Here is a 3,364-nt window from a genome sequence, read left to right as displayed (position 1 = left end):
TGCAGCCACTGCAACGCCAACCATCCATAGATCATGGCTATGAAACCTGACGCAGGACGGTGCTTCTCAACAGCCTGTTAGAGATCATCAAAATCATCAGCGGTCAGCTCTTGCGATCCGGCCAGCATGTCCTTTGAGAGATCACGTTTATAGTCAAGGCGTTCCGCCAAACGTTGTTCAAAAGAGGGGAAGCCTGGTCCGGCTACGGTAGGGCAGTACACGTACACGTCACGGCGCTGACCAATTCGATAGGCTCGATCGGTTGCCTGGTCTTCCTTGGCCGGATTCCATGTCCGGGTGAAGTGGATGACGTGATTTGCGCCCTGGATGTTTACACCAAAACCTACGGCTGACGCCGAGAGGATAAGTACGCCGAATCCCGGCTTGGCCTGGAAATCGTCGATCAAGTACTGGCGGGAATCACCCCGGTTGGTTCCGATTGAGGTAGACCCGTTGATGATTTGTGCTCGAATGCCGAATTGATGCTCGATGGCGCGCTGGAGCAGTCGTTGCAGATCCCTGTAGTCCGTGAACACGATGACCTTCTCACGCAGGATCCTGATTCGATCAAGACATCCAAGCAGCCAGGCTAGCTTGGGTGAGGCGGCAATGTGCTCCTTCACGTTGAGGCGCTCATGATCCTCTCGAGTTGCTGCGAGCGGGTGTGCACAGATCATGCGCAGACGGTGTAGCAGGTTCAGCATGGATACGCTCCGACCTTGCCCACCCTGGTCCTTTGTCTGCCGGTACGCGGCGACTGCGTCCATGTAGGCGAGCCGCTGTACTGGTGACATTTGAAGCGCCACAGTCGTGCGGTCGGCCTCCTTGCCCATGATCTTGCGTGGAAGACCCTCATGTACTTCGTTCTTCATGCGCCGGAGAACCCAGGGCTGGATCATGGCGCGGAGCCGTTCGATCAAGGTCTCGTGCCCCTCCTGCCTGAACTCGATGGACTCTCGGTAAACCTTGGTGAACTCGTTCAATGCTCCCAGACAGCCGGGCTGGAAGAAGTCGAACAGACACCAGAGATCGGCCAATGAGTTTTCGACGGGAGTGCCGGTGCAGGCGATTTTGAAGTTCGCGTGCAAGGCTTTAGCCGCTTGGGTAACGAAGGCGGTGGGATTCTTGATTTTCTGGGCCTCGTCGCAGACTACGATGTCCCAATGTTGTCGTGCGATTGACAGCTCGTAATCGCGAAGGGTTTCGTAGGTGGTCAGCACAAGGCGATAGCCATTGGCAAATCCTGGCCTAAGAAGTTTGGTAACGCCAAGCTGGCGTAGATCATCGTCCAGCGCGTTGCCGCCGGAGCGCTTCGACGCCAGATCCGAACCATACAGGCTGAGCACCGCTCCGTCGGGCCAATCAAGAAACTTGTTTACCTCCTGCTTCCAGTTCTCCAGCAGGGAAACGGGTGCCACCACCAAGCTCGGCTGTGCTGAATTCGAACGCTGCCAAGCCCACGCGATCAGCGAGAGGGACTGGAGGGTTTTTCCCAAACCCATGTCATCGGCCAGCAGGCATCCGGCGATGCCCACGTCCTGACTGAGGTAGCGCTGCTGCATCCAGGCAAGACCATAGGCCTGATGCGGCAAGAGCGTGATTTCCGGACGCAGCGCGGTGGGAAGTTCGATATCCTCGGCTCTCACCGCGCCAACGAGATTCTCGACGGCCTCGACGTACTCGAGAGACTCAATGTTGTGATGGATGCGGAGTCCAACGCGCTGGTTCGGCTTGGGATCGGACAGTGGCTTGGGCGGGTTCTTTCCGCAGGGCTTGACGCCTAGCTCCCGGAACTCATCCACCAATGACTCCGCCTGTGGGATCGGCAGATCCACGTCAGAGCCGGGAATGCGCACTGACGCCAGCCTTTTGTCCTTGGCCTGCCCAATCGCTTCCTCGAGCTCGTCGATGGAAGTCGCCGTCATGATGTGGTTTCGGACTTCACCCGATGCGTGATTGACAGTTACTACACCAACATCATCGTCGGGAAGCCAATCCTTACCCTGAGTCCGATGCGGGACGTACGGCACGGCCTGGACTTTCGAATCAAAACCAATTACCCGGCTGCTGAAAGCACTGAGATCCAATACCTCGCCTGCTGCCTGATGCATCTGGGCAACTTCACTCCGCCCGACCCACTCGGCGAGCAGCGCCAACTGATGCTCGGCCGCCTGATCAAGCAGAAGCTCGCTGCCGTCCTGGTGGAAGACGGGGAGCCCTTGCGCGCGAGATCGGCCTGCCGCCGCGAGCCATTGCTTGGCTTGGTCGTGATCCAGTGTCAGATCTTCGGGCGTCGACGCGTCCAGCACCTGGTGGATGCGCAGCACGACATGTGACGCGGTGGATGCCTCGGGTACGACCTCGAACCGGGCAGGGGCCAGGCCGGCATCGCGACGAGCAGTATTGAACTGCTCCTCGTCAAGCGCCTCGGCAGCTTCGTCCCCCAGTATGGCGTACGGATTGTGTGTGAAAATCCTCGCCTGCTCCGCGGAGAGGCGGCGCGCCGGCATGCCTTTTACAACCTCCAGAACGCGGCGCACTGCGTGGCTCGGAGCGACATGGGTCAAGCGCCCCCCGGCCTGGATAAGGTCGTAACGCCCCCTCACTTGGCCATAGCGATCGAAGGTCTCCACGAAGTTGTCCGGCGCGCCATTGGGCAACGGTCTTACCTCGATCACGGGCAAACCGAAGGCCTGGTCGCGCCGGAGATCGAGCTTCACCTTGTCCGGCGTACAAATGTCTGTCTTATCGAGAAAATCATCCAGGACGGCCCCGCTGGCAAGCGCGGCCTGCCTGATCTCACCGACGGTCCGGAGTATCTGGTCGGCATCAAGCGAAGACTGTTCGCGTGCGAACCGAGACAACTTGCCGAGCAACTTCCACGATGGTTCCGACATCAGCCATTGATCGCTGGACCGCTGGAGGACTGCTCCCTGACGGTCCAACAAGGCATCTCCGAACTGGGCCGAAGACCACCCTCGTACCGCGATCCGAAAGTCGGGATCGGAAAGTGCTCCGGTCGATTCCAGCCGGGGAACCCAGTCCGACCGTTGGGGCAGAGCTAAGAGTGGCAAACTCCCAAAATGGGATTCGTCGGAAAGCAGCGCATAGACGTTCGTCCACGGAAGAAGGAGCGCGTCATCCGTTTCGACCGCCGCGTCTTCGGAGACCAACTGCGCAAGATAGGCTACGAGTGGGCGTTCATCTGACGTCAGCTGATTGCCAGTCCACCACCGCGGAGCGGTCTCGGTCATGTGGGAAAATCTGACGCCGTCGTCAGTATATGTGGCTCTCTCGCGTTTGGTGTGGTTGACGTCCGCCGCCGGATCTTGCAGTGGACGGTGTGTTGAGGGCAGGCTTGTCC

General features: G+C 59.1%; 1 protein-coding gene. It reads right to left on the bottom strand.

Annotated features, from left to right (window positions below; genetic code table 11):
- Window positions 1-77: 77 nt before the first annotated feature.
- Window positions 78-3,254, bottom strand: a complete 3,177-nt coding sequence (locus tag AB7849_RS19450; protein ID WP_369501563.1) for a DEAD/DEAH box helicase — start codon at window positions 3,252-3,254, stop codon at window positions 78-80.
- Between the last annotated feature and the right edge of the window lie 110 nt (window positions 3,255-3,364).

Source organism: Rhodanobacter sp. FW021-MT20 (genome assembly GCF_041107475.1).
Taxonomy (GTDB): domain Bacteria; phylum Pseudomonadota; class Gammaproteobacteria; order Xanthomonadales; family Rhodanobacteraceae; genus Rhodanobacter_A; species Rhodanobacter_A glycinis.
Note: the sequence above shows the minus strand (reverse complement) of the source record. Positions and strands in the feature narration are given on the sequence as shown.